The organism is Cohnella boryungensis (genome assembly GCF_042651945.1).
Taxonomy (GTDB): domain Bacteria; phylum Bacillota; class Bacilli; order Paenibacillales; family Paenibacillaceae; genus Cohnella; species Cohnella boryungensis.
Genome location: NZ_JBHSED010000011.1, coordinates 20745 through 45053 on the forward strand (window position 1 = coordinate 20745; position 24309 = coordinate 45053).

The following is a 24309-nucleotide window of genomic DNA, read 5'->3' on the forward strand; positions in this document are numbered from 1 at the left end:
GAAAAGCATGGAGTCTCTGGTATGATATAGCAAGAAGAAGCCATCATTGAAAGAGGAGTGGAATTCATTGACGAGCGCTATAGAATTGCCTCGCAGCACCCCCGAGCGGCAAGGGATCGCTTCCGCCGCTATCGCTGCCTTCTTGAACGGATTAGAAGAACGCGGATTGGAGCTGCACGGGCTGATGTTTATGCGACACGGCCATGTCGTCTCCGAAGGCTGGTGGGAGCCTTATCGGCCAGAATATCCGCACATTCTGAACTCCATAACCAAAAGCTTTACCTCCACGGCGGTCGGCTTTGCCGTCGAGGAAGGACTGCTTTCCGTGGAGGACGAGGTGCTCTCCTATTTCCCCGGCGAGCTTGGAGAGGCTGAAATGGACAACATGCGCGGATTAAAAATCAAGCACCTGCTTTCGATGACAACCGGCCATACCGAGGACACCTCCCGGTTTCACGTCCGCTTTTCCTTCCTCAACGACTTCCCCGACCTGCATGTCAGCGACCGGACCGACAACGATTGGGTGAAGGGCTTTTTCGGCTTGCCGATCGAGAAGACTCCCGGCACGCATTTCCTGTACAACAGCGGCGCAAGCCACATCCTCTCCGTCCTCGTCCAGAGAACGAGCGGGTTAACCTTGGAACAGTATTTGCAGCCGCGTCTGTTCGAGCCGTTGGGCATTCTCCATCCCCTGTGGGACAAGACGTCTGCCGGCGACAATACGGGCGGCTGGGGATTGCGGCTGACCACGGAGGATGTGGCCCGATTCGGACTGTTCCTTCTGAACAAAGGCGTATGGAACGGGCAGCGGCTGCTCTCGGAGCGTTGGATCGAGGAAGCCACCGCCAAGCATGCGGAGACGCCTTATAACGCGGAGGCGATCGACTGGTCGCAAGGCTACGGCTATCAGTTCTGGCGATGCCGGCATGGCGCGTACCGCGCTGACGGAGCCTTCGGGCAATATTGCGTGGTGCTTCCGGAGCAGAATGCGGTCGTGGCCATTCACGGCTGCGTGCAAGATATGCAGGCTGTGCTTGATCTGATCTGGGACAAGCTGCTCCCGGCTATGGGGCCGGAGAAGCCCGAAGATCCTCGCGCCCATGCGCAGCTTGAGGAGCGGCTGAAGAAGCTGTCCATCGCGACCGGAGGCGGGTTCGCACAATCGGCTTCTGCTGGCAGACGTCGCTATCAAATGGCGGAGAATGAAGAAGGCATTCGCGAGATCGAGCTTAGGTTTGCCGGGGAGAAGCTGGAATTCCGGTGGCTGGACGGGGCTGGCGAGCACACATTGAACTGCGGCATGGAGAGCTGGGTTCAGGAGGATTCCTTGCAGGGCGAACGCGCCTTCGCACAAGGCTCCTGGACGGACGAGCACACGCTGATTCTGAATATATGCCGCGTGCACACTCCGTTTCACGATCAGGCCAAGCTATCCTTCGAAGGGGACAACCTCCGCCTTCACCATCGGCATATCGACTTTGTGTCGAAAGAACGCCTCTTAAGCGGAGTTCGAATCGACTGACCGGCAGAGAAGTATGCCGGACACTGGCTCTTCGCCGCGCGGCACCGCTCCTTGAGGGCACGACGCGCCGTTACGCCGGCTCCTCGCCTTCCGCCACGCGCACCGCATCGCGGCCTTCATGCTTGGCCGCGTAGAGCGCGCCGTCTGCGGCCTTCAGCAGCCGTTGCAGCTCGCCCGTGGCAGCCTCGGTCGAGCCTGGCGGTTTCGCGCCGGATACCGCTACCCCGAAGCTCGCCGTAATCGCAAGGGGTTGCTGCGGCGAGCTCATCGGATTAGCGGCAATGGCGGATCGCAGACGGTGGGCTGCCGCTGTCGCCTCCGCCAAATCCAGCCCCGGCATCGCGACGACGAATTCCTCCCCGCCGTAGCGGGCGAACACATCCTCGGAGCGCAGCTCCTCGCGGCAGATTTCGACCACATGCAGAAGCGCCTGATCGCCGACGTCATGGCCGAAGCTGTCGTTGACGCGCTTGAAGTGATCTATGTCGAACAGCACGAATGAGATCGGCTTCCCTTCGGTCAAGCTGTCGACCAACAACGCTTCGCTGAGATGGAGAAAGTGAACCCGATTATATATGCCCGTCAACCCGTCGTGATAAGCGAGCTCTTTCAACTGCTGCTGGAGCCTCACCCGCTGGGTAACATCGATCATGACAATCAGCTTGCCCGATCTTTGGCCGTTTTTCTTCCGAACGATGGAGGAGCGTATATGGTAGTAGTAGGCTTGTCCGCGGACTCGCCATAACAGCTCCTGCGAGCCGACCAGGTCGGATGTCTCCGATGTCCCGTGCTCGCTCCTCTTCTCTTCCGCTCCTATGAACGGTTCGTCGGTATGCAGGCTCCACAAGCGCTCAAGCCTCCTGCCGATCACGGCCGAGGATAGCTCTGGAAGGACTGCGGCAGCGGCAGGATTGTAATCTACGAGCCGATCCTCCACGTCCAGCACAATAACGCCATCGCCCATGCTCTCGAACAGAATCTCCCTGGCAATCGGCGCAACGTTAAACAAGCCCTTTGAACCGAGCGCCCACATGTAGAGTCCGGAAGTAACGGCCATTAGAACCGGAATAGGGTCCATCCCGTCCGGCGTCTTATTGCTGAGGTAAGCAAAATCCCCCGCAATGGGGAGCAGAAGCCCGGTCAGCATGGTGAAGAAGGGAAGGCGATAGGACGACTTCATCGAGTTCCAGCGGAGCAGCAGAAGAAATGCTCCCCCCACCATGCAGCCGAAGGTAAAGGCGCCCTGAATGATGTACCAAGGCCCGACATTAAGATCCACCTTGAGCATGTCGATGCCCGGTCGAAGCTCAATCGCCCGATAATAGAAGTGATGGAGATCGTTCGTCATCACAAGCGCCACGGTAATCGTCGGCATAATAAAAAGAATCCAGCGCAAATACCGTTTGACGTAAGGAGCCATTCCGAGAAAATAAAGAATAAGAAGCAGGTTTAGCGGCGGGAGGAACGGCATGCCGAGATATTGGACTTTGATCCACAGCTTGATCTCGGCCAGCGAACCGGATGAGAGCTCCAGAGCGGAGCCGAACGTGTATACGGAGGCGAGGAGGCAGAAGACAGCGAACAGCTTCGCCATCGGCTGCTTGGATCGGGCGGTAATCGTGTATATCCCCATAATCACGTTAATGACGCCAGCCGTAACGATAAGCGTTAATATAGCGGAATAAGGAGTTCCCATAATCCTGTAAGCTCCACAATAAAAATTCGGCCGCAGCGCAGCCGTGCGTTCATTATAGAGTGAATCGTATCATAAATAGGTGGGAATGTGGGACGGATGTTGTCGTTTCCCTTGTAAAAATCGTGTTAATTGTTGGATATGCTCGATTGCTCGCCTTTATAACTAACTAAACTTGAGAAACTTTAAAAAATATAGTATAATGAAATCACAATGAAGGAGGCGATCGGAATGACCGGTAGCGCAGGAAACAAAATGGAAATTGGGATCAGTACCTTTCTGGAAGCAACGCCGAATCCCGGAGTAGGTCAGGCGGTCAGTCACGCGCAGCGGCTGCGCAACGCCGTCGAGGAGATCGTGTTGGCCGACCAGGTCGGCTTGGATGTTTATGGTATCGGAGAGCATCATCGCGCGGATTACGCAGCCACGGCTCCGGCCGTAGTGCTGGCGGCAGCCGCTGCGATGACCAAGAGAATTCGGCTGACAAGCGCCGTGACCGTCCTGTCCTCGGACGATCCGGTTCGCGTCTATCAAGCCTTCTCGACGTTGGACGGTCTGTCGAACGGACGGGCCGAGATCATGGCCGGCCGCGGTTCGTTCATTGAGTCTTTCCCGTTGTTCGGCTACAGCCTGGACGATTACGACGCTTTGTTCGAGCAGAATCTGGAGCTTCTGTTGAAGATTCGAGCCTCGGAGAAGGTCAGCTGGAGCGGCGGCCACCGGCCCGCGATCCAGAACCTCGGCGTTTATCCCCGTTCGGTTCAGCAGCCGCTCCCCGTATGGATCGCCAGCGGCGGGAACCCGGAATCGGCCGTACGCGCGGGAACGCTGGGCCTTCCGATCGCCTTCGCGATTATCGGAGGCATGCCTGAACGGTTCGCTCCGTTGGTGGAGCTCTACAAGAAGGCCGCCGCGCGCGCCGGGCACGATCCGAGCAAGCTGCCCATTGCGACGCATTCCCACGGCTTCATCAGCGATACGAACGAGAAAGCGGCCGATTCGTTCTTCCCTCACACGCAAGCTCAGATGAACGTAATCGGACGGGAACGCGGATGGCCATTCTACGACCGCGCCGCCTTCGATGCCGCACGCAGCCTTCGGGGCGCTCTCTATGTCGGGGATGCCGAGTACGTCGCGGAGAAAATCGTCTTGCTGCGCCAAAATCTGGGGGTCAACCGCTTCTTCCTACACATGGACGTCAGCACCATGCCGCACAGCGAGCTGCTGCGCGCAATCGAGCTGCTGGGCACCCGAGTCGCCCCTCTCGTGCACAAGGAAATTACCCGTCTGGAAGGCTAGTCCTGACCGCGGTCTGTCCATTTATTACGAAGAAGACGCCGAGCAATCGGCGTCTTCTTCGGCGTTCCTTCGGGTTTGGGTCTTCTTCGTTTCGTGTAAATAGGGAGAAACGCATACCAGACCGAAAGGAGATCAGTCCATGCCGAATGAAGTAAAGCTGGAGAAGGAAGCTCAGGCGTTCGTTGAAGAAACCGCCAATCCCCCCTTTCTGCACGACCTCGGGCCGGAGAAAGGCCGCAAGCAGGTCGATCGCGTTCAATCCGGGCCCATAGAGAAGGCTGACGTCGATCTAGAGGAACGCAAGGTTCCCGGAGGCCCGCGAGGGGAAGTGTCTGTCACGATTCTAAGACCGAGAGAATCGCAGGGCCTCTTGCCGGTCATTCTGTATCTTCATGGCGCAGGCTGGGTGTTCGGCAACGCCCATACGCACGACCGCCTGATTCGAGAGCTGGCCGCAGGCTCGCATTCTATCGTCGTATTTCCGGATTACAGCCTCGCCCCGGAGCACAAGTACCCTGTTGCGATCGAGGAAAATTATACGGTCTTGGAATGGATCGCGCAGCAAGGCGAACAGATCGGCGCCGACCCCGCTAAGCTCTCTGTCGCGGGAGACAGCGTCGGCGGCAACATGACCGCAGCCGTCACGCTGATGGCCAAGGAAAGGAACGGTCCCGCCATTCGCAAGCAGCTGCTCTTCTACCCGGTGACGGATGCCTCGTTCGATACCGAGTCTTATCGGCAGTTCGAGACCGGCTACTTCCTCAGCCGGGAGGGCATGCAGTGGTTCTGGGATCAGTACACGACCGATCCCGAGGAACGAATGCGCATTACAGCGTCCCCGCTCCGGGCTTCCCTCGAACAGCTGAAGGGCTTGCCGCCGGCGCTGATCATCACCGGGGAAGCCGACGTTCTGCGCGATGAAGGGGAAGCCTATGCCGACAAGCTTCGCGAAGCAGGCGTAAGTGTAACGGCCGTGCGCTTCCAGGGCATCATCCATGACTTTGTCATGCTGAATGCCCTGGCGCATACGGCAGCTGCGCGAGGCGCGTTGACCTTGGCCGTCGCATGGCTTAAGCAGCCCTGAGGTTGAAGCCTTATCCGATGCTTTAAGCGCGAACAAGCTGTTTCGGGGTGAGCGGACGCTCAGAACAAGTTGAAGATGTACCGAATCGCGTGCCAGATCGTCACGCACACGTTCCATAGCATCGGGAAGAAGTTGATCACGCTGTTGATCGGATGGAAGAGCAGCCCGATCAGACTGCCGAAGACCAGCATGATGAGCGCCGCCGCCGCCCCGGTGACGGCATGCAGGATGTCCCAGATGACGAAGATGACCTTGACGCCGAAGCCGATCCCTCGGCCGATAGGACCCGAATCCGACATCTCCTTCGCCAGCGCGAAGTCCATCTTGATGTTATGAAGCAGCTTGGATGGAGTGTTTGCCAAGTAAGAGACGTTGTAAAGCAGATTGGTGGAGAAATCAAATGTCGTCGGCACGTAATTGCCGGTGTTCAATTTCAGATGGTAACGCAGATCCGTTTCCCCAAGCGCCAGCGCGACGGTACGTCTTTCTCCGGCGCTCAGCACCGAAAGAGACGGGCTTAACGTCTCAATGACCGTTACCAGCTGGGCTTTCTCATACTTCGAATCGGTAAGGCCGATCCCCGATAATACCTCTTCGTCCGTGCCATTGCCCAGTACCGAATAGGCGGAAAGCACAACCTTCTGATTGTAGGCCGCTTCATACGTCCCGGATAAGGCCTGCCACCCATACAAAATAACCGCTAAAAAAATACAAAAACCGATGAACCTGCTCATCGCGGCACTTCACCCTTCTCTCCTAAATTCCGGTAAACCGGATTACATCGTACTTGATCGCCCTCTTTTTTTCTAGCCAAAAAATAGCAACCGAAGCGAACGCAAAAAAGGACTCCTCCACTTCCCCGGAAGGAATCCTGCGCAAGGCTGCGTCGTTCCGCCTCTTCCGCTCTAATTCATCGCTTCTTTCAACGCCTTCGCCTGAGAATCCAACTGCAATGCGGCCTCTCCGATGCCGGAAAACTCGTCCAAAGCTTGCTGGATGCGGAGCTGGCTCTCTGCCGCCACCTCTTGCGAATGCTTCGTTCCCTTGGAGATCTCATTCACCTGCGCCATCATGCCGTCTACGTATCCGTTGACCTCCTTGGCCGCATCCTGCACTTCTCCTGCTAGCTTCCGCACCTCGCTGGCAACCACGTTAAAGCCCCGGCCATACTCTCCCGCATGCGCCGCTTCGATGGCCGCATTTAATGCCAGCAGGTTCGTCTGCGCCGCCACCTCCCGGATCGTCCGAACGATGCCGCCGATCAATTGAGTCTGATGCTCCAGCTGCCGGAGTACGGCCATGTTCCCATTCGCGCCCTCCACCATGCCGTCGATGGCCGACTCGACCTCCTGGCTGCGGAAAATGCCTTCTTTCGCCCGATGAATCAATTCCTCCGACATGAGCAGCAGCTTGCCTGTGATCGCGTCGGAGGCTTGCTCCCTTGCGTCGATGTCCGTGGCGATTTTCAGAACGGAGTGTACCTGCCCCTCTTCATTCCGAATGGGCATGTAGGTCGCTTCAAGCCAGATTGAACGCCCGTCCTTGGTTACCCTGGCGATTTTGTCCTGGAATGGAGTTCCGTCCCGAAGCTGGCTCCACAAGCCTGTGTAATCGTCACTCTCGACAAACTCGCGCGCGCAAAACTGACGATGCAGCATTCCCTTCATCTCTTCGGCGGAATACCTCATCGCTCTGGCGAAATTGTCGTTCACCCAGATGACCCGTCCGTCCAGATCGAATTCGATCATGGCAAGCGATTGCTCCACCGCTGCCAACACCTCTGCTTGATCCAGCACCTGGGTCGTGGAATACGTTGTCTGAATCTCCCTGATCATCTTATTAGACTCCTTCTTAGCTGTCCGTACGCCGTTGATATCGCGTTCAAATAGATTGTATAAAACTTGTTTCTGTCCTGCAATATTTTTTGGCGAATCAATACCTAATTTCTAGATCGCTTAAAAAATGTAGATTTTGAAAGCGTCCTCTTCGCTTAAATCGCATAGGCTTTGACCTTCAATACGTGAAACAGGGACACCCGGTGATACCGGATGTCCCTTGTTGTCCGAATGCATTCTATTGCTGTGGAGGCTGCCCTCCTTCAGGCCTCATACGATCGCCGTCTTGGCCGAAGCCGCCGCCCTCTCCCCGGCCGCCCGGACCTCTGCCGCCCCCGGGTCCGCCCATGCCGACTCTCGCTTCCGTCACGCCGGATTCGTTCAGCCAGGTGATGTTCTCGGCAAGCTCGAACGATACGACCTTCGTTCCGTCCTTATACTCCCCGTCCGAATACAGCCCGTTCGCTTCGCTGCCTGTCGAGGCGCCTCCTGAATACAGCGTGTAGACGACATCCTTCTTCAGCTCGGGAGAGCTGATGAATACGCTCTGGTACGCTTTCGAAGGAGAGAAGGTCAGCAGCGCGTTGCCCTCGCCATCCTCCAGATGAACCAGCGTGCCTGCCGCCTGAGTCTGCGGATAGGTCATCATGATCCCGTACTGGGTGGATTGATCGGATGTTGCCTGAGCCATGCCGGAGCTGCCCGTCGCGACAAGGAAGCCGCCCGTCATCTCGAAGGTGCCGTCGTAATCCAGCGCCCCGTTGCCGTTATTCGTCGGACCGTTCACGAGGACAGTGCCTCCGGACATGACGATAGAGCCGTTTGAATCGAGACCGTCGCCTTGAGCATCAACAGTCAGATAGCCTCCGCTTATGGTGAGCCTATCCGCCGCGACCTCGTCGCCATCGGAGATATTGATCCCGTCATCGCTGGCCGTTACGCGAATCTCGCCGCCCGCTAGCGTAATCGATGGGGCTTCTATTCCTTCGTAGCTTTTCGTAATCTCAACGGATCCGCCCGTAATCGAGATAGAAGAATCGGAGTGAATACCGTCGTCTCCAGTAGCCGCCGTAATCGTTCCGCCCGCGATTCGGATCGCTCCGGCGCTATGCAGGGAATCGTCCGTCGAGTCGATTCGGAACGTCCCATCCTCAATCCAGATACCTGCTTCGGCTTTAATCGCCTTCATGCTTGGAGCATCCGTCGCCTCCAGCTGGGCTGACGCCTCGCTGCCTCCGCCAGTCTTGATCGTATAAGCGCCGCCTCCGATCAGAACGGCATTCTCAGCCTGGAAGCCGTCGTTGGCCGATTCAATCTCGAACGTTCCCCCGAACAGGACGATGTTGCCTTTGTCCGTATCCGTATCGTTAGTCGTCTTGATCCCGTCTCCAGCCGACTTAATCGTGATGGTGCCTTCTTGAACCGCCATCAGGTCGCGCCCCACCAGGCCGTCGTCTGCGGCATCGATCTCCAGCGTACCGCCGACGATTTTCAGATCGTCCTTGCTCGTGATGCCGTCATTAGAATTAGCTTGAACGGTAAGACTGCCTGAGCCGTTAATCGTCAGGTCGTCCTTGCTGAAGATAGCCGCGCTGGGCTCGTCCGTAGTCGCGTCCGGATAGACGTAGGTTTCGCCGTCCGAAACCCGATTATCCGTACCCTCTGCCAGCGTAATAATCGTCTTGCCTGCTGCCTTGGCATAGATCGCGGCGCTGCTCGCGTTGTAAATCTCCGCTCCGTTCAGAATCACTTGCACGATTCCGTCATCCGGCACATCGATGACAAGCTGTCCATCATTCAGCTTCCCGCTCACGACGTAGGTTCCGGCAGAGCTGATGGTTACAGCCCGTTCCTCCGCTGTCGCCCCCGTGCCTTGCACGCTTGCCCCCTCGCCGTTCAACTGAATGGTTGTCGCCGCATCCGCACTCCAGGCCGTATTGCGGTCCTGCTCATCGAATTCGGCTTTGTCCGCAAGATCGATACTGGCCGGCTGCTCCGACGTTGGCGAAGCATTCGCGCTCTCTCCCGACTTGGCCGTAACAGCCGTGGCCGCCGACGCTACGGCTTCTCCGCTGGAGGCTGTGTCTGCGGCTTTCGTGCTGCAGCCCGCCATTAAGGCAGCGCATAATAGAAGAACTCCGACGTTTTTGACGGTCCAACTCTTATTCATAAGGTATCTCCCTCTCCGCTTTTAGTATTCCTGCACCGCAGGACTCATCGTTAACGTAATATCCAGATTGCCGTTCCTGCACCGAACGGCGTCGAGAAATTCCTTCTGGTTGGTCTTGGGATCGATGGTAACGGCATAGACCAGCTCATACAGACTTCCCAACTCGGTCGTTCTTACCTTGCGCAGCTCATAGCCGATATTGAACTTCCTGAACACCTCGTCGAAGGCTTCCTCATATCCCAGATTTTCCGGAATCGTCACTTTAAGCAGCTTCTGCGCGGCTTTATGAGCGCCGAATCGAACCGTTTTCAGGAAGAACATCAGCAAGCACAGCACCACCGTGAACAATACCGCGTATCCGAACGAGCCGACTCCGCAGGCAAGCCCGGCCGCCATCGTAAACAGCACGAACGCGATATCCTTCGGATCGCCCGGAGCGCTTCTGAATCGGATAATGGAGAACGCTCCTGCAAGGCTGAAGGCTCTGGCGATGTTGCTGCCGATCAGAAGAATGATGATGGCTACAATGGCCGGCAAGACGATCATCGTTAGCGCGAAATTCTGGGTATAGGCGGGCTGTGTCCGCATATAGGTGAAGCTGATGAGCGCGCCCAATACGATTTGAAATCCCTATCGTTAGCAAGGCGTGAGTTAAGGTTAGCTCCGAGCCTGTCGCGGCTGCCGCGAAAATGGAATCGATCATCGCACAATTCTCTCCCTCGTTGACATAGCGTCTCTTATCGTTTTTTTGTACTCGTTGCCGTATTTGGAGAAGCTGGTGCGGAACATCCCTTGCTCCGACAGAAGCTTGGACAGCCAGACCGGAATCGTCTTCTCCGCCTTCACTTCCATCAGCCATTGCCCCCGGTCGATCAGCGCCTCGCCATGATCTCCGCTTTCCAGCTTGAGGTCGTACCGTCTGGAACGGATGTTCGTGTCGAACGTAATCCGCAGATCTCGGTTATTCTTGCAGAAGAGCGCGATTCGTTCGTAGGCCAGGTAAACCTTCGGCTGCAGCTCATAGCGTTGCAGGAAGTATTCGATTTCCCGAAGGACCTGCCGGTTCATCCCCTCCCGGAATACCGGCTCGGTTCCGGTTCGCACATAATCGTACGCCTCGTTCAGCTTCAGCGCCGTCCTTCTTTTGTTGACCAGACCGAACACCTTCTTCTTGAGCTCCAGGTAGACCTTGGCGTCGCGCTCCGGAACCCCGTAAGCCCTGATGCGCAGCTTCTCCCGATACTTGGGCTTCGCCAGGCTGGTGCGGATCAGAGAGTCGTGCTCGGTATCGTAATACAGGTTGCTGATGGAGTAGAACTTGTCGTTCTTGTTGTACTCGTCCATCTCCATATATTCGAGCAGTCGGTTATACATCGCGTAGAACGCTTTGGTATCCATCAAGTATTTGTTCTCGTAGCGGTTGAACACTTCGATCGCCATCTTGCTCGCTCCTTCCGTATGGGCGGTTGCTTTCGCCGATCCATGTCTGTATCTTAGAACGGGAACCTTTAATGAATCTTAAATGTTTGGGTCGCCCTGATTATTTTCTCTCTCTGCTGCGCTTAAGGTTGATTAAAGGTTCGGGCGCTATAATGAAGAAGCACATCGGAGCTGCCAAGATCAAACAAAGGGGAAGCAACCATGAGAATATTAATCGTTGAAGACGAGGTTCATCTTGCGGAGGCGTTAACCCAAATCTTAAAGAAGCAGAATTACTCGGTCGACGCCGTACATGACGGCCAGTCCGGCTTGGATAACGCCTTAAGCGGAATTTACGATCTGTTGCTGCTCGATATCATGCTCCCGGAGATGGACGGTATTTCTATACTGAAGACGATCCGATCCCAGGGCATCTCCACCCCCGTCATCCTGCTGACAGCCAAAGGCGAAATCGAGGACAAAATCACTGGGCTGGATTACGGAGCCGACGACTACGTGGCCAAGCCGTTCTCGACGGACGAGCTGCTGGCAAGGATAAGAGCCGCCTTGCGGCGCAAAGGCGAGGTCATCCCTGAGGAAGCGCTCAAGCTCGGCGATATAGAACTGAATACGGCAACCTTGAAGCTGAGCTGCAAGGGAAAGGAGCTTAAGCTGATTTTGAAGGAAAGCGAGCTGCTGGAGCTGCTGTTGTCGAGGAAAAACTCCGTCACCTCTAAGGAGCAGATTATCGAGAAGCTGTGGGGCTTCGATTCGGAGGTGGAGCATAATAACGTGGAGGTCTACATTTCTTTTCTTAGGAAAAAGCTTGTCTTTCTGAATGCGGCGGTTCGCATCAACACGATTCGGGGCGCAGGTTATGTATTGGAGGCGACGAGCTGATGTTCAACCGACTTCGCAACCGATTTCTGGTTCTGAACCTGGTCATTATCTCCTTCATGATGCTCGTTGCCTTCGCCGCAATCTATACGATAACTTACCGTAATGTGCAGAATGACATTCAGATGGAATTGCACCGGGTCTCCGAATTCTATCGGAAGCCTGACGGCAATCTTGGCAAGCCGCCAATGGGCGAGAATCGTCCTTCGCAGCCTAACTCTGATGCCATCAGCCCGCCAATGGAACGTTCGATTTCCTTTGCCCTTCAGACCGATGCGCAATGGAATCTGACGGACGTCAACTCCCGCTTCGATATGGACGCCGAGTTCTATGAGCTGGCCAGGAGCAAAGCCGCAGCTAACCCCAGGAACAACGGCATATGCACGATAGAAGGCCATCGATGGGCTTACACCGTGCAGCAGAATGCGTCGGGCTACTCTATCGTCTACCTGGACGTGACAGCCCAGCAGACCATCGTCACGAATCTCGTCTACACCTTCGCTGCCGTCGGTCTGGTCATGCTCGTCGTTATCTATTTTACCAGCCGCTACTTCGCCAACCGGTCCATCGCTCCCGTCAAGGAAGCCTTTAATAAGCAAAAAAGATTTATCGCCGATGCTTCCCATGAGTTGAAAACGCCGCTGGCCGTCATCAACACGAACGCAGACGTTCTGTTGTCCAACAACGAGGACACGATTCGCGAGCAAGCCAAATGGTTGCATCATATCAAGTCCGAGACGGAGCGCATGAAGACGCTGACCAACGATCTTCTGTATCTTACGGAAATGGACGATGCCCGGGCGCGTATGATATACACTCCATTCAACGTGAGCGAAGCGGTGGAAAGCGTCATTCTGACGATGGAGGCCGTGATTTTCGAGAAAAATATCAGGCTGGAATACGAGATCGAGCCCGGTCTGAACCTCCATGGGAACGGCGAGCAAATCAAGCAGGTAGTCATGATTCTGCTGGACAATGCCATCAAGTATACGCATCCCCAGGGCTTGATTACTCTTGCGCTCAAGAAGCGCCTTCATGAAACCGTGCTTTCGGTAACCAACACGGGTGAGGGCATTCCTTCCGAGCATTTGGGCAAAATCTTCGACCGCTTCTACCGCGCCGACCCTTCCCGCTCGCGCAAGCACGGCGGCTATGGCCTCGGCCTGGCGATCGCGAAGTCCATTATCGAGCAGCATAAGGGCAGAGTCTACGCCAAAAGCACGGTCAACGAATCGACTACGTTCTATGTCCATCTGCCCTAAGCAGAAGAGGCAGCCTCCGCGGCTGCCTCTTGCATTCACACTCCGCCGAGCATGACTTGGTCGTCTCAATCGCGCAACCAGACGCTCATTTCGCCCGGCTGACGGTTGCCCCATAAGAAATAAGGTATGGCTTTAATTCGCGCAGGCACCCCTTGCTTTTGTCGCGGCCGGTACGGCTGTATCTCTGACCAAGCAGAAATATCTATCGCGATTCCTTCGCCTTCCACCACAACACAGCCTCCCAACAGATCGGGGTGCGGATGCTCAGACAGCTTCGGATCTTCGGCCAATGACAACATGGCAAGCGGCACCCCGCAATCTGCTTCTTCGACACAATAGACAAGCGGACCGCGCTGAATGGCCGTCTTGCCGGCATTCGCCCGGATGAGCGGGTGAGCCTCGACAAGCATCGTCTCTAACGGCAGCAGCCACTCCAGCGTATCGCCGTCCGACCAAACGCGGTCGATTACAGCATAGCCGCTTTCGACACGGTAATTTTGTATTTCACCATTTACCTTCAGAGCCGGACTACCGCTCTGAATCCAGCCAGGCACCCGCAACGCAAGCGCAAACGCGGCACGGTCCGCTTTCCCGGAAAGTGACGCTGTAAACTCGACCCTTCCCCCCCATGGCAATTCGGACCGCTGTTTCAGCGTCACCATACAGCCAGCGGTTTCAAAACGGAGATCGCTGCCGATATAGAGATGCGTGTGAACGGTCTTGCCGTCATCCGAAACATCGTAAATATAATCGTTAAGCGAACTAAGCAGTCTGGCCACGTTGGGCGGACAGCAGGAGCAGCCGAACCATTTCTGGCGCACCGGCTTCACATGATGTTTGTCCGGATTTTTCATACTTGCTTCCGGCCATACCTCAAGCGGATTCACATAGAAGAAATGTTTGCCGTCTGTCGACATACTGCCAAGCACGTTGTTGTACAACGCTCTTTCCATGACATCGGCGTAATCGCCTTTTGCTTCCAATTGCAGCATCCGGCGCGCCCAGAAGATCAGGCCGATCGATGCGCAAGTCTCGGCATAGACGGTGTCGTTGGGCAAATCATAGTCAAATGTGAAAGCCTCGCCCAGATGAGTTGCGCCGATACCGCCGGTAATGTACATCTGCTTGAGGGTTGTGTTGGCCCACAATCGCTCGCAGGCTTCGCGCAGCTTGACATCGCCTGTCAGGCGGGCCAGATCGGCCATCGCAGTATACATATAGACGGCTCGAACCGAGTGACCGACCGCAACCGTTTGCTCGCGAACGGGAAGATGGCATTGATAGACCTCAAGATTCGGCGTTCCTTGGGCCCAAATGGTCGTCCGTCCCCGTCGTTCCCATTCCTCCATAAAATAGTTCGGCTTGCTGCCGCGTTCATCGATGAAGTAGCGGCTTAAGTTCAAATAGCGCTCTTCTCCCGTAATCCCATAAAGCTTGATCAATGCCAACTCGATCTCCTGGTGACCGCAATAGCCGCGGATTTGGTTCGGTTCGGTTCCAAACATACTTGCAATAAGATCGGTGAAGCGGCAAGCGATGTCTAACAGCTTGCGCTTCCCTGTAGCCCGATAATAGGCGACGGCCGCTTCAATCAAATGACCCGCGCAATACAGCTCATGAGCTTCGTACAAATTCGTCCATTGTTTCCCTGGTTCTTTGGTCGTGAAATAAGTATTCAGGTAACCGTTTTCGTGCTGAGCTTGGCCAATCAGGTCAATGGCGCCGTCGGCGATTGTCTCCAAGTCGGAATCGGGATGATTACGAAGCGAGTAGGAAACTGCTTCCAGCCACTTGTAGAGATCGCTGTCCTGAAAGATCCAGCCGCCGAATTCCCCTTCCTCCAATCCTGCCGCAATCCGGAAATTTCGAATCGCGTGACTGGGCTCCGCTCCCTCGATCCGGTCGTTCAAAGCTTCCCATTGGTAAGGAATGACCGTTTGACGAACCAGATCAATATAGTTTTGCCAGAAGGTGTCTTGTATCGAAGCAGACGTTATGCGCATATTGAATCCTCCTATAGAAATTGACTCATCTCTTTTCATATTTTATTCTTTAACAAAGCGCAGAACTAGAAATAGGTTGAACCTTTTCTTATAAAATATAACACTGTTAGGGAATGAATTTTCGAGCGAATAGTTCATTGAACTTGGCGCACCGCCGTTACCTTCATCCATAAAACATGCCGGCCGATGAAATTCTGAACGCCAAAACCACGGAAGACAGCAAAAAACGCCCGTACACACCGGCAATGCGGGTGTACGGGCCCCTTTTATAAGCAAAGCTTCAAATTTACTACCTCGCCGGCACAGCAGTGCCCGCCCGCTTGGACCGGTACATCGCTTTGTCAGCCTTCATCAGCAAGGCATCTCCATCTGTGCCGTCCTCTGGAAACCTGCTGGCGCCTACGCTCATCCGTATAGCCAGAGGATGCCCCCGATAAAGCAATTCCGCCTCCTGCACCCTCTGACGAAGACGTGCCATCGTTTCATCGACGAACGGCTCCGACGGAGCGTGCTGGATGAACAGCACGAATTCGTCTCCCCCCAGTCTCGCCGCCATGCCGATCGATTCTGCCGTTTCCCCGATGAGCCGGGCAACGTGCCGAAGCACCTCGTCTCCCGCTTCGTGCCCGTACTGGTCGTTCGTCTCCTTGAAGTCGTCCAGATCGATCAGGATGACGGCCAGCCGATAACGATGGTCCTCCGCCAGCCGGATCGCCTCATTCAGCTTCTCGTAGAAATATCTGCGATTCGGCAGCCGCGTCAAGGGGTCATGATACGCCAGAAAACGAATTTCCGCCTGATTCTCCTTCTGAAGCGTGATGTCCCGCACGATCAGAATGGCATGCGGCTCATGATCGACGGACACATAATCGCCATCGATCAGCACATCGACCCGTTTTTCTCCGTTAGTAATCTCCGTTTCGTAATCTTTGATCTCGCTTCTGCTTCGTATTCGGGCTTCCAACTGCGCGTTGGAAAGCTTGAAGAAGCACTCCCGTTCCAGATCCATCGGACCGAACAGCTGTCTAGCGCTAGGATTCGCTTCCTTGATCGTACCAGCTTGATCGACCAGCAGAATGGCCGCCGGATTCAGATTGAACAGCTTCTCATACCGTTTGGAGGCGAAGTCCAAAAATTCATGGCGAATCATGGCCAAGCGCAGAACAAAGCACCAGATAATGCCCCCGTAAGTGTAGGCGTAAGGGGGAATCACGCCCTCATACTGAAAATATCCGAACGCCACATGCCAGCACGTACACAGCACGACGCCGATAACCAGCAAGCGCAAGATGGCTTTGTGTCCTTTATCGTCCTCTCTGGCTTTGCCGATGAACAACACGATCAAGTACATAACGCTGATGAGAATGCTGATCGTGAGCGCGATATAATAGGACGTGTTGTAGACGGGATACTTCCATACCCCGACCTGGAAAAATTCGCTGGAGGAGATAATTTTCTTATGGCTGAGTAGATTGACGAGTACGACGAGCAATGGCAAGTAAAAAATGCCGGGATACAAATATCGCGGCATCAGCTTGTCCAATCCCGCGAACTTGGCCATGAAGTGGAAGCCAAGCCCGGGCATCATAATTCCTACATTCGAGAACCATAAAGCTACTAGTGCGGGACTATACGAGATAGGCAACTGGTGCCGGATATATTCCTCTGTGAGCAGCAAAATATAAGCGATGGCGTTGATGCACAGCACGCGGTGCTCCAATTTTCTCGGATTGCGCAAAATAACGTCGGTAGCCATGTATACAAAAAAAAGAATCGGGAGCCAGTAAGCGATAGCAAATGCCCACACTTCCGTCCAGCTCATGGTGATCACTTCTCTTCCCCGTATTTGCATCAGCAATTCGCACCCTGATACTCTATTTTATCGCATACCCGCTTGTTTTGTCTGTACGTTTCAACGAGCGTTCTCTTCAGAAAACAAGTCCGGCACCACCCCTATACGCTATAATTATTCAAGACGGCTAACCAGGGCTCGTCCCCCTATTCGCACGGTTCCTGAATTCCCTCTCCCTCTCCTGTCACACAATTGACCTTTCGATTGTCTTAGATAGAGAGAATATCACAGGGAGGAACCGATATGAAATTGCGAATGAATCACAGAGCGGCCAATCCGGCCGGCTTTCAGGCCTTGCTGAAGCTGGAAGAAGCGTCGAAAAAGATGGGCCTTGATCCCGTGCTGTACGAATTGATCAAAATCCGGGCCTCGCAGCTGAATGGCTGTTCCTTCTGTCTGGATATGCACTTAACCGATTTGCGCAGCATGGGCGAAAGCGCGCAGCGGCTGGATTTGATCTCCGTCTGGCGGGAAACGCCGCTGTATACCGAGAAGGAGCGCGCGGTGCTTGCGCTGACCGAAGCCGTCACGCTTATCTCGGAGAACGGCGTACCCCAGCACCTATACGAGGCGACGCTTCAATACTTCAGTGAAGCGGAATTCGTCTCGATCCTCATGGCGATCAACGCGATCAACTGCTGGAACCGTATCGCGATCGCTACGGGCATGTTCCCCGGCTGCTTCGAAAGCTAAGACAGGTACTTGAAGAAGCCGCCCGATTGGGCGGCTTTCTCCGCGATATGCAGGACAGGATAAAGCCCGACAGAGATTGGAGGTCGTAATCCCCTTGATGCTGAACGGAACAACGCTTGATCTCGAACAGCTATACCGCGAATACAAACCGCTGCTCGTCTCCATCGCCTATCGGATGCTCGGCTCGATGAGCGAAGCCGAGGATGCGGTTCAGGACGTGTTCGTCTCCGTCAGCAAGCTTGGCGGAATCGACATTGTCCATCCGAAGGCCTATCTTGTCAAATTAATCACCAACCGCGCCCTTAACCTGATGAAAGCCGCTCCGCGCCAACGGGAGAGCTACCCCGGCCCTTGGCTCCCCGAGCCTGTCATCGAGCTCGAATCGGGGGATCATCCGCAACAGCAGGTTCTCCTTCGAGAGCGGCTCGGCTACGCATTGCTTGTCCTGCTGCAGACGTGCACGCCTCCGGAGCGCGCCGTATTCGTGCTTCGCGAATCGTTCGGCTACGACTATGCCGAGATCGCCGCAGCCTTGGATAAATCCGCGGCCGCCTGCCGCAAAATCTACAGCCGCGCCGCCGCGAAGATCGGCCACCGGACGCGCGCCGAGAAGGAGCCCGCGCGGGATGCTTCGCTTGACCGCTTCGTGGAATCGTTCGCCCAGGCGATCAATTCCGGGCGATTCGAGCCGTTCATCCATCTGCTCACGGAAGACGCGGTCATGCTCAGCGACGGCGGCGGCGTTGTGCGCGCGGCCCTCAATCCCATTGCCGGTCGTCGAAGAATCGAGGCTTTCTTCAACGGCATCTCAGGCAAGGGTTCGCTCGCGGGACAACTGCGCCGCGTTCGAATCAGCGGCCAGCAAGGTTTGCTTCTGCTGCGCGGGGATCGACCTCCGATCGCATTCACATTCGAGCCGGTCGAGGATTACGCCGCCATCCGCACTCTTTATCTGGTCTCCAACCCGGAGAAGCTTACCCGGATTGCCGATTAAGAAGCAACCTAATGCGGCGAACTGCGTCTATTTCAGTAGGCAACTGTTCATCTCAGAAGGAGGCTTCTTGCCATGAAAAAGATCGCAACCGCATTACTGGGGGGCTTGTTGACGGTGTCCCTGTTTTCTCCTGGCTCCAGCCTCGCCGAGACGACGGCTTCCCCCTTGGTCATAGGCGGAAAAGCCGTCGAGGGGCGCATCCTCGTGCCCATCCGCTACCTCTCCGAAGGCCTTGGAGCTACCGTGGACTGGGATCAGCAGGAGCAGACGATTACCGTTCGTCAAGATTCCGATAAGCTCATTTTGAAGATAAACTCAACAAGAGCTCGGTGGAACGACCAAGAGCTCAGGATCGATGTTCCTGCCCAAGCCAGCCAAGGCGTTACCTACGTTCCGATTCGCGTGATCAGCCAGGCCCTTAAGGGGACCCTTGCATGGGAGGCTTCCAGCCGCACGGCTCAAGTGACCTTAGGCGACAGGTCGGTGACGGTCGCAACGGAGACAAGCTATAACTGGTCCACGGTGTCCCAATCAAGAGTCAACAGCCTGATTCGCAAAGCCAACGAGGCAATCGATCTCTCCTCCTACTCTCAGATCAGAGCTCATTTCAAGCCTTTTTTCACCGATGCTTATATTAACAAGCTCATCCGGCAGCGGGAAATGAAAATTCAGCACCCTTTTACGACCACCGCCTACAGCTCATCCGTCGATCGGACAGGCCGCATCAGCCAATCGGCGTCTTTTGCCGATATCGGCGCCCCTGCGGTGGAACGCACGCTTGAGCTTAAATATTCAGGCGGCCAATGGATGGTAGACGACATCTTCTTCACCTATTTGTATCCCTGATTTGCCCGCCTCGCAAACGCTCGCCATAAATAAACCCTTGGAGACGTCTCCAAGGGTTTTAGGGCTGTGATGCGGCTATTGCCGCCTGATCGACGCTGCATTCGCACATTCATTGCATCTTGTTGTCGGGACGCCTGACCGCAGTGCTATTATACGCCTCTTGGGCATAAAGCCAAAAGAGACTCCGCCTATTTCCTTTCACTCTTATGGATCAGGAGACAGGTGCCGCACCGGATAATGTCGAATTCCTCAATATGACAAATTTCAATCCTAAACCCGTGCTGAAAAAGCTGATCTTCTTTCTTCTCTTTCTTTGCGTTCTTCAGGGTCTGCGATGGAGCTGGAACGTAGCCTTCCCTCCTCACATAGAGCATCCGCGTCCGATCGACGGCGTACTCGATCTGCGCGGCTGGGATCTCGACAACTCCCCTTCCTTTCCTCTGGACGGGGAATGGCTGTTCTACCCCAAGCAGTTGATTACTCAACAGGATATCGACGCCGGTCAGGGTTCCCCTCAACCGATTCAAGCTCCGGGAGACTGGCGTCCGGCAATGACCGACGATTCCGGCTCCGCCTTCGGGTACGGAACTTATCGGCTGGTCCTCCTGATCGACCCGCTGGTTCAGCCTGTCACGCTATGGCTTCAGAATATCCAGGCCTCGTCAGCCATAGAGATGAATGGTCGACATTCCGGACATAACGGCACGCCCGCCTCGAACGCTCAAGACTATACGCCCAAAAAGGTATCTTACACGGCTTCCTATGCAATAGAAGGAACAACCGAAATTAATCTGCTCATTCAGGTAGCCAACTTCGACGCTCCTGACAACGGAGGCATCCTGCGGTCCCTTCGCTTCGGCTCCCAGGCGGCCATTGACACAGTTCGGTGGTATTCTATCGGTTTTCAGCTCATTACGTTCACCATATTGCTGCTGCACGGCCTGTACGCCTGCATTCTCTATATGTTTAACCCGCAGGAACGCCCATTGCTCACGACAGGGCTATTAACGCTGTCTGTTGCAATCGCGATTCTGATCGGCCACGATAACGTATTGCTGTTATGGATACCCTTAAATTATACATGGGCGATCAAGGTCCGACTGCTCTTCCTGCTATGGCAGAATGTATTCATTCTTCTTATCTTCCGGAAGTTCGCTGCGGCCCCTCCGCGAAACAAGTGGCTGCAGGCCTACATTGCCTTTATTGTCGCAATTACCGGATTTGTGCTGGTCGCCCCCGCTTCGGCCGTTAACGGCATGATCGACTTAAGGATTTTTATCGTCATCTATTTGATTCCGTTCACGTGGTTTATCTACTGCGTCGGTACCATGATCTTCAAAACGCATGCCGACAAGGACATCACGTTCTTGCTTCTAACGGCCGCAGGTATTATTTCCAACCTGCTCTGGAGCGTGGCAGAGTCCGCCAGCGACGTTACGCTCGTCTACTACCCGATCGACATTACGGCGGCTATCGTCGGCTTTGCCGCCTACTGGTTCAAGAAATATTTCCGGAACTCCCGCGAAAACGCCAAGCTCAACGAACAGTTGAAAAAAGCCGACAAGCTGAAGGATCAATTTCTCGCGAATACGTCGCACGAGCTGAGAACTCCGCTGCACGGCATTATGAATATCGCTCAGAACGTCATGACCAAGGACAAGGAAAGGCTCACACCCGGCAGCCTGAAGGATATGGAGCTGCTCGTTACGATAAGCCGCCGAATGTCCCACATGCTGGGCGATCTTCTCGACGTCGCGCGGCTGCAGGAGCATCGCATCGCGCTTCAGCAGGAGCCTCTGCAAATCCAGGCGGTCGTGCCCGGCGTCATCGGCATTCTGAAGTTTCTGATTCAGGGCAAGCCTATTGAATTGCAGATGACGATTCCCGAAGCGATGCCTCCGGTGCTGGCCGATGAGAAGCGGCTCGTACAGGTGCTGTACAACCTGCTGCATAACGCCATCAAATACACCGAGGAAGGTACGATCACCGTCTCTATGGAAACACGGGGAGGCAAGGCGATCGTTCACGTGTCCGATACCGGAGTCGGCATGGACGAGGCTACGCAGGAGCTCGTGTTTCTCCCTTATGAGCAAGGCGCCTACGGGATAAGCGCCGGAGGGGGGATCGGACTTGGACTGAGCATCTGCAAGCAGCTGGTGGAGCTGCACGGGGGGACATTAACCGTTCGCTCCGAAGCGGGCAAGGGCTCGGTATTCAGCTTTGATCTTCCGCTGGCTCAATCGTCGGATCTTCCCTCGGCGCCAAATCTGCTTCATCTGCATCGAACGGCGGATGAATCGGAGGAGTGGACTGCAAGGCTTGATCTGCCGGATACCACGATGGGCGAGCTCACAGCTTCCGCGCTCTTCCCGCCTCTTCTGGGCAACAGGCAGATGAACATTCTGGCGGTGGATGACGACCCCGTTAATCTGAATGTGCTCGTCGGCATTCTCTCTTCGGAGCCTTATCAGATCACTACGGCACACTCCGCCCGAGAGGCGCTGGAGCTGCTGAACACCGGACAGTGGGACTTGTTGATTGCCGATGTCATGATGCCGCACATGTCAGGCTACGAGCTGACGCAGAGAGTACGGGAGCATTATTCCGTATCCGAGCTTCCGGTGCTGCTGTTGACCGCGCGCAGTCAGCCTGAAGATATCTACACGGGATTCTTGTCCGGTGCGAACGATTACGTGACCAAGCCGGTAGACGCCCTGGAGCTGAAATACCGAATCCGCGCATTAACCGCGCTGAAGCAATCCATTCATGAGCGCCTTCGCATGGAAGCGGCTTATCTGCAAGCCCAGATTCATCCTCATTTCCTGTTCAACACGTTGAATTCGATTATGGTGTTGAGCGACATCGATACGGTGAAAATGCGCAAGCTGGGAGATGCCTTCGCTTCCTTCTTACGGATCAGCTTCGACTTTCTGAACACAGGGGAGCTCGTCGAGCTTTCTCACGAGCTGGAGCTTGTAGAGGCCTACTTGCATATCGAACAAGCGCGGTTCGGAGAACGACTCTCCATCGTATGGGAGATTGAATCCGATATCCGCCTGCTCGTCCCGCCTCTTTCGATTCAGCCGCTGGTCGAGAACTCCGTCAAGCATGGCCTTCTCAGCAAGAATCAGGGCGGAACCCTTTGGATTCGCATTGCTCGCGAACCCGGCTTTACGCGAATTGAAGTTGAGGACGACGGCAAAGGGATGGAGCAGGAACGGGCGCAGCAGCTGTTAAGCCCGACAATTAAAGGAATGGGAGGAATCGGGCTGGCCAATACGAATCGACGGCTGACGCAGCTTTACGGTCGCGGCCTTTCTATTCGCAGCCGGCCCGGCGAAGGCACTGTCGCGTCCTTCGTTGTTCCCGATGCCAAGGGGATCGGACCGTCCGATGATAAGCAAGTCTGAAGCCGCCGTCCCATATGATATATTCGGAGCCCTTGCGAGGCGGCCTGCAAGGGCTTCTATGGCTAAAGAATTTGTGGATTTGAAGAAGGTGACGCGAGGAGTGGTAACGAGAAAAAAGGAAATCATCGTATCTGTCGTTTCCATAAGCCTAAGCGCTTCATTATTTATGATGGTCTATCATTTCACCTTAACGTACCGGGGATCTGGTCACGGAACTTCGGGCAACGTTACCGGATTCTCTTTGGCTTTTTTAATCTCCCTGGCATGGAAAATTCGAACATTTCATAAGAAGTGAGTCCCTTTTTTGTATCGATTCTCTGGAAAACGTCACTTCCAAGTGCTGCCTTGGCACGCAACACACTAAGTGGCCCGGTCGTCGACGCTGCATGTGAATTTCCTTGCCACACTTGCAGTCCCCTTGTCAAACCAGTAGCGCGTCAGGTCAAGCTCGTCCAGCATGCCCATATTTGCTATACCGAACCCTTTCATGCCGACTGCTTCTACCGTGCCGTTGTTCTCGGAGAAGTAGAAGGGCGCATTCCACACATAATCGTCCTGCCTGACCACCCACATGGCAGAGGAATCCTGATATCCATAGAAGTCTTCGATATAGACCGTTGCCCCGGCCCACCTATCGCCGCCTTCTCCTCTAAGCATATCCTCGCAGAAATTCCGGGCATACGTCTCCGCTGCCGCAATCCTTTCGTGCTTACGCGCGGATGTCCCGTAGTCCGGCCGATGCGGCTCCCGCACCTCCACCTCGAATGTCCCTGCGACTTCATAGGCCCCTTCAGGCCAGTGTTCCGTGTCTTCCTTGCCCACCGCATCGGAATAAACCATTCCGTGCAGGGCATGAAAGGCTATCAATCTCCCATCGTTTATGCCGAGCTCTCCATATGCCCGCTTGTCTCCAGAGCGATCCTCATAGAGTCGCACCTCAACACTTAGCGTCTGACCGATATAATGGTCAAAGTTAGTTGGAGATGCATGCAGTTCCAGTTTATCGGGATATAGCCACATGCGATGGTTGATATATTCCTCCAATGCCGACTTCAGATTTTCTGGCGTATAAGGAGAAGGAAGCTTCTCCTCCCAGGATGCCATCGTCGGCCCTGCCGCTGTCTCGGCATCGAATTCCGCCTGGTTTGCCGACCCTGTACTCACAGATGCTGCTTGATGGTTGTCGGAGCAAGCGCTTAGGATCAAGGCTAGACCCGTCATCAAGACTAGAGCTTTATGCTTCATTTCATATAACCTCCCCACTAGAAGAAAACGATACCTATGGAAAAATGTTGCATGCAGCTTCAATATGCAGCATAAAGTAAAGGCC

At 55.0% G+C, this 24309-nt stretch carries 17 protein-coding genes and 2 pseudogenes; 9 read left to right on the forward strand and 10 right to left on the reverse strand.

The features are described from left to right. Positions 1-67: 67 nt before the first annotated feature. Positions 68-1522 carry a serine hydrolase domain-containing protein gene (locus ACFO1S_RS07400; protein WP_378126530.1) on the forward strand — a complete coding sequence of 485 codons (1455 nt, stop codon included), beginning with the start codon at positions 68-70 and terminating at the stop codon, positions 1520-1522. A 70-nt stretch (positions 1523-1592) separates the two neighbouring features. Here ACFO1S_RS07400 and ACFO1S_RS07405 read toward each other — a convergent pair whose 3' ends face one another. Beyond that, positions 1593-3218 (reverse strand): histidine kinase N-terminal 7TM domain-containing diguanylate cyclase, encoded by a 1626-nt coding sequence (locus ACFO1S_RS07405; RefSeq protein WP_204604081.1) that lies wholly within the window; start codon positions 3216-3218, stop codon positions 1593-1595. Between the two features lie 252 nt (positions 3219-3470). On the opposite strand from ACFO1S_RS07405, the gene ACFO1S_RS07410 reads away from it, so the two are divergent. Next, entirely contained in the window at positions 3471-4514 is a 1044-nt protein-coding gene (locus tag ACFO1S_RS07410) for an LLM class flavin-dependent oxidoreductase (protein ID WP_204604106.1), read from the forward strand. A gap of 139 nt (positions 4515-4653) precedes the next feature. Further along, positions 4654-5598 (forward strand): alpha/beta hydrolase, encoded by a 945-nt coding sequence (locus ACFO1S_RS07415; RefSeq protein WP_204604080.1) that lies wholly within the window; start codon positions 4654-4656, stop codon positions 5596-5598. 59 nt (positions 5599-5657) lie between these two features. Here the strand turns inward: ACFO1S_RS07415 and ACFO1S_RS07420 are convergent, their stop codons facing one another. The 6 genes and pseudogenes from ACFO1S_RS07420 to ACFO1S_RS07445 form a co-directional block, all read right to left on the reverse strand. After that, complete coding sequence (locus ACFO1S_RS07420) at positions 5658-6332, reverse strand: hypothetical protein (RefSeq protein ID WP_204604079.1); 675 nt, start codon at positions 6330-6332, stop codon at positions 5658-5660. A 171-nt stretch (positions 6333-6503) separates the two neighbouring features. After that, positions 6504-6998, reverse strand: coding sequence for a methyl-accepting chemotaxis protein (locus tag ACFO1S_RS07425; RefSeq protein ID WP_378126537.1), 495 nt, complete (start codon positions 6996-6998; stop codon positions 6504-6506). A 36-nt stretch (positions 6999-7034) separates the two neighbouring features. Next, positions 7035-7433 (reverse strand): annotated as a pseudogene (locus tag ACFO1S_RS07430) (PAS domain-containing protein); the annotation flags it as partial. 238 nt (positions 7434-7671) lie between these two features. Continuing rightward, complete coding sequence (locus ACFO1S_RS07435; RefSeq protein ID WP_204604077.1) at positions 7672-9603, reverse strand: carbohydrate-binding domain-containing protein; 1932 nt, start codon at positions 9601-9603, stop codon at positions 7672-7674. Between the two features lie 21 nt (positions 9604-9624). Then, positions 9625-10306: pseudogene (locus tag ACFO1S_RS07440) on the reverse strand (DUF4956 domain-containing protein). Next, complete coding sequence (locus ACFO1S_RS07445; protein ID WP_204604076.1) at positions 10303-11043, reverse strand: polyphosphate polymerase domain-containing protein; 741 nt, start codon at positions 11041-11043, stop codon at positions 10303-10305. The pseudogene ACFO1S_RS07440 and the gene ACFO1S_RS07445 overlap by 4 nt, the downstream one beginning before the upstream one ends. A 201-nt stretch (positions 11044-11244) precedes the next feature. Here ACFO1S_RS07445 and ACFO1S_RS07450 point away from each other — a divergent pair, with 201 nt between their 5' ends. Beyond that, positions 11245-11922: a response regulator transcription factor gene (locus tag ACFO1S_RS07450; protein ID WP_204604075.1), complete on the forward strand. Its 678-nt coding sequence runs from the start codon at positions 11245-11247 to the stop codon at positions 11920-11922. Then, on the forward strand, positions 11922-13181 hold the full coding sequence (locus tag ACFO1S_RS07455) for a sensor histidine kinase (RefSeq protein WP_204604074.1): 1260 nt from the start codon (positions 11922-11924) through the stop codon (positions 13179-13181). Before ACFO1S_RS07450 ends, ACFO1S_RS07455 begins: the two co-directional genes overlap by 1 nt. A gap of 65 nt (positions 13182-13246) precedes the next feature. Here ACFO1S_RS07455 and ACFO1S_RS07460 read toward each other — a convergent pair whose 3' ends face one another. Continuing rightward, a complete protein-coding gene (locus tag ACFO1S_RS07460; RefSeq protein ID WP_204604073.1) occupies positions 13247-15184 on the reverse strand; it encodes a glycoside hydrolase family 127 protein in 1938 nt (645 codons plus the stop codon). A 289-nt stretch (positions 15185-15473) separates the two neighbouring features. After that, positions 15474-17006, reverse strand: a complete 1533-nt coding sequence (locus ACFO1S_RS07465) for a sensor domain-containing diguanylate cyclase (protein ID WP_204604072.1) — start codon at positions 17004-17006, stop codon at positions 15474-15476. A gap of 273 nt (positions 17007-17279) precedes the next feature. On the opposite strand from ACFO1S_RS07465, the gene ACFO1S_RS07470 reads away from it, so the two are divergent. From ACFO1S_RS07470 to ACFO1S_RS07485, 4 genes are all read left to right on the forward strand, one after another. Next, positions 17280-17729 carry a carboxymuconolactone decarboxylase family protein gene (locus ACFO1S_RS07470; RefSeq protein WP_204604071.1) on the forward strand — a complete coding sequence of 150 codons (450 nt, stop codon included), beginning with the start codon at positions 17280-17282 and terminating at the stop codon, positions 17727-17729. Positions 17730-17826: 97 nt separating this feature from the next. Next, a complete protein-coding gene (locus ACFO1S_RS07475) occupies positions 17827-18723 on the forward strand; it encodes a sigma-70 family RNA polymerase sigma factor (protein ID WP_204604105.1) in 897 nt (298 codons plus the stop codon). A gap of 72 nt (positions 18724-18795) precedes the next feature. Further along, a complete protein-coding gene (locus ACFO1S_RS07480) occupies positions 18796-19569 on the forward strand; it encodes a stalk domain-containing protein (RefSeq protein ID WP_204604070.1) in 774 nt (257 codons plus the stop codon). 254 nt (positions 19570-19823) lie between these two features. After that, the gene (locus ACFO1S_RS07485; protein WP_204604069.1) at positions 19824-22979 is read left to right on the forward strand and encodes a hybrid sensor histidine kinase/response regulator; all 3156 of its coding nucleotides are present in this window, start codon (positions 19824-19826) and stop codon (positions 22977-22979) included. 360 nt (positions 22980-23339) lie between these two features. Here ACFO1S_RS07485 and ACFO1S_RS07490 read toward each other — a convergent pair whose 3' ends face one another. Then, positions 23340-24224: a hypothetical protein gene (locus ACFO1S_RS07490; RefSeq protein ID WP_204604068.1), complete on the reverse strand. Its 885-nt coding sequence runs from the start codon at positions 24222-24224 to the stop codon at positions 23340-23342. Between the last annotated feature and the right edge of the window lie 85 nt (positions 24225-24309).